A 3,362-nucleotide genomic window follows, 5' to 3' on the forward strand; every position below is an offset into this window, starting at 1 on the left:
AGTCCCAAGGTAACAGATTTTATTGCGTGTTTCATATGCGCCCCTCTGGTTTCCTTACCGCTGCGTCGCTTACCTTGCAGGCGAATTAACGTGTCCGGCAATCACCCGTAGTTGTGTTCTCGATCGAGCCATCTTTACGGTAGCGAATTTGCATGTTGTAGCCATCAGACGAAATCCAGTTAATTCGCGCTTGGTACCATCTGCCGTCGCTCCATTGGCAGGAAACCCGGCTTCCTGCACGCCAATTAAACCTACGAACGCTGTAGGCCTGCCGTGTCTCAACAGATCCATCGTCGAAACGGACCGTCACTACCGAGCCACTGCGCGATTCAATCACGCCTGGATAATATTCAACGCTGCCCTGCCAAGGGGATAAAACCCAGTCGCCAACTTCTTGCGCCAGCGCAGCCGAGGATAGACTGAACGCAACTGCCGTGAGCGTCGTCCTCAGAATTGCTTTGTTAAGTTTCATAACACCCTGTCTTTCCCTGTAGCCATTTTATAATAAAACGATAAAAACTGTATATCCACTCAGACATTGCCATGATTTGATAACATTGCAAAGATTATTTATGTCGATTTGAACGAACATATTTGGGTCGGGATCAGCCTTCGAAATGCCAGGATGTACAGGCAATTGCCAGGCAGAAACCCGAAGAATATTTAGAGTTGGGGGCTCGACGCTAACAATTACCTAGATATGTGTAATTGGTGGGAACTGGGCCGTTGGCTTACTATGGGGAACGACGTTTACATATGCGTTGATGTTTAGACTTTCGTTCATAAAAATGGACAATTTTATTAACAAAAGCTTACAAGTCTGTTCAGTTTCATTTCAACTATGGTGGCATATTTATACGGCATCGGCAGGATCTCCTGCGCGATTGGGAGAATGGAGATGAGGATTTTAGCTAGAGTTTTGTTAGGCGCAGGAGCCGCTGCGGCAGCTTTGGTAAGCACGGCTGCCCCAGCAGAAGCGCAAAGTCGCTATCGTGATCGCGACAAAATTAGCGCTGGTGAAGTTATTGCCGGTGCCGTCATCTTGGGAGGCCTCGCTGCAGTTTTGTCCGCAGGCAAGAAGGGCAGCTACCAAGATGAATACGATGGTTCATATAATGACGGCTATAGCTATAACACCAACTATGGTAGCCGCCGCGCCGCTATCAGTAAGTGTATCAACCGCGTTGACAATCAGTCCGGCCGTTATGGCGGTTCTAACGTAACGAAAATCCGCAGCGTTGAGCGCACGCGTTACGGCTATCGCGTCCAGGGCATTCTGGATGGACAAAATGGCTATGGCAGTAACGATCGTTACAATCGGAATGGATATGGCGATGGATATAATCGCGGCCACGACGGTGGTCGGTTCACCTGTTATGTTGAACGCGGCAGGGTAATCGACATCGGCTACAATGGCTCGCATCGCTGGAACTGATAATCGGCGTCAGTCTGAGAGAAATAAGCTCGGTCTATGGAAATAGGCCGAGCTCCTCTATTCATGAAGATCTACCAAGATCGTCTTGATCGCTAACGCTACAATTGAAGCGCCTACAATCTGCTGGCATCATCGAATAGTTACGTACCCAATGTCTGATTTCGCCGCCTTTTAGATATAAAAGGAATGTTTGCACTTGGACGCAGCGCTAGCATTGCAACAGGTACAATCAAAAACTGACCGAGCCAAACCGGTACAAATGGATTTGACATTCCAGTGACCATCTTTCAATTTGATCAGCTAGTTATCTGGATGGGGGGAACCATGGATAGTGTTTCAATATGGAGTTGGCTGATTATCGTACTGATCGTTCTGATTATGCTTTCGCCCATTCTGCTGCTGATTTTTTATCGACAGAAGCGTGTTGTAGTTCGTCACTCCCAATCCGGTTTGACGAAAAACGGATATTATGGGTTCAGTCCGACATATTTTTGCTTTGGCTGGTTTGTACCGCTGTTCCGTGGCGAGATAAGCATTGCCGCACTACATTTGATTTTCAGCATTTTCACGTTTGGAATTTGGCAGTTGATTGCCTCGTTCATTTATAATCGCCAGTACACAGCCCGACTGCTTACTTCGGGCTGGTCCTTGGCTGATACCAGTGAAAGCGAAACTCAAGCTCGAACTGCCTTGGGAATAACGAGCTAATCTAAAGCTCACTTGCCAGTCCTTGTGATTGGCGGAATAGTAGGACTTTGGTCGCTCGCGTCGGAAGAATGGTTTTATCGAGAAAATGGGGGGATTTCCCAAATATATCGTGCCCCTTAATCGATTAGGCAAAGCGACGATATCACGCGTGGCATGTGCCACGTCATTAAGGGTCGGTTGTCGGAGCTAACCGTCGCCTTAAAGAGACCACGCACAAATTTCAGCTTTTCCGTTCTTCCAACATGCGCCTGACCTGTTCATCACGCCTAAAGCTGCATGCGCGTGTGTTGAGCCCGATGTTTCGTTCCAATATCCAATCGCTTCGCCGTCTAGCCTGAGAAGTTGAGCAATATAGCTTTCATTTAGAGACATAACTTGGAAGCTGCCGTCCGTTTCCAAGCGAACCCAGCACTGGCCGTCGATGAATTTTTTCCCCGATATTTTGAGCAGACAGCGACCTTTTTTGCCACGCCAGTTCGATTTTCCGTCAGCTGCTCCAACGGAGCTTTTCAATATCCTTGGCCGCGCCACATTGTCTGCAAATCCTTGAGTTGCTTCCATGTGGAACGATTTTTCATTATCCGTAACTGCGTAAGCCACCGCGCTTGGCACAACAAAAACAAGACAAAAACCGAACAGCAAAGCCGGAAAAGCTAGTCGGTTAAGGCGTCCGCGAGTCTTTTTTTCGGATACTGACGTTTTTTGTGATGATATCATATGCGTCCCCCAATAGACTCTGAAATGCCAAGGCGAAACTTGGGTCAAATACTGCCGCGACCAGTGCCATATTGCTGCAAATGGCGGTCACGCCTCCGCAAATATTGGCTCTGGCAGACGCACGCTAGCTATTACCTTGAACGAAATTACCGAGCATTCCGAGTGCGGAGCCCTCTCCCCGATTTTCTCCGCCGCGCGGTCCGGCTGCAGCCATCATCCGTCCAGCGAGACGTGAGAACGGAAGCGATTGGATCCAGACATGGCCTGGCCCGCGAAGACGGGCAAAGAAGAGACCCTCGCCGCCAAACAATACAGACTTAACGCCTCCAGCTGTGACAAGGTCGAAGTCTACCGTCGGTGTAAATGCAGCCAAACAGCCGGTATCGACGTGGATCTCCTCGCCAGCGGCAAGCTCGCGCTCTACCAAGGTACCGCCCATTTGCGTGAACACCCATCCATTGCCTTCTAGCTTCTGCATGATAAAGCCTTCGCCGCCGAACAG

At 49.2% G+C, this 3,362-nt stretch carries 5 protein-coding genes; 2 read left to right on the forward strand and 3 right to left on the reverse strand.

Annotated elements, in window-relative coordinates; translation table 11 throughout:
- Positions 1 to 85: 85 nt before the first annotated feature.
- Positions 86 to 472, reverse strand: coding sequence for a hypothetical protein (locus ABW391_RS28910; RefSeq protein WP_353485383.1), 387 nt, complete (start codon positions 470 to 472; stop codon positions 86 to 88).
- Between the two features lie 369 nt (positions 473 to 841).
- Here ABW391_RS28910 and ABW391_RS28915 point away from each other — a divergent pair, with 369 nt between their 5' ends.
- Entirely contained in the window at positions 842 to 1,435 is a 594-nt protein-coding gene (locus tag ABW391_RS28915) for a hypothetical protein (protein ID WP_353485384.1), read from the forward strand.
- Between the two features lie 276 nt (positions 1,436 to 1,711).
- On the forward strand, positions 1,712 to 2,143 hold the full coding sequence (locus ABW391_RS28920) for a hypothetical protein (RefSeq protein WP_353485385.1): 432 nt from the start codon (positions 1,712 to 1,714) through the stop codon (positions 2,141 to 2,143).
- 198 nt (positions 2,144 to 2,341) lie between these two features.
- On the opposite strand, the gene ABW391_RS28925 is transcribed toward ABW391_RS28920, so the two are convergent.
- Complete coding sequence (locus ABW391_RS28925; RefSeq protein WP_353485386.1) at positions 2,342 to 2,704, reverse strand: hypothetical protein; 363 nt, start codon at positions 2,702 to 2,704, stop codon at positions 2,342 to 2,344.
- A gap of 280 nt (positions 2,705 to 2,984) precedes the next feature.
- On the reverse strand, positions 2,985 to 3,362 hold a 378-nt coding region (locus tag ABW391_RS28930; RefSeq protein ID WP_353485387.1), incomplete at its 5' end, for an AIM24 family protein.

This window comes from Haliscomenobacter sp. (genome assembly GCF_040403615.1).
GTDB lineage: Bacteria > Bacteroidota > Bacteroidia > Chitinophagales > Saprospiraceae > Haliscomenobacter.

What these genes read in the sequence shown, in the direction of transcription:
- ABW391_RS28910 (WP_353485383.1), bottom strand. Translation starts at nt 472, where the DNA reads ATGAAACTTAACAAAGCAATTCTGAGGACGACGCTCACGGCAGTTGCG.
- ABW391_RS28915 (WP_353485384.1), top strand. Translation starts at nt 842, where the DNA reads ATGGTGGCATATTTATACGGCATCGGCAGGATCTCCTGCGCGATTGGG.
- ABW391_RS28925 (WP_353485386.1), bottom strand. Translation starts at nt 2,704, where the DNA reads ATGGAAGCAACTCAAGGATTTGCAGACAATGTGGCGCGGCCAAGGATA.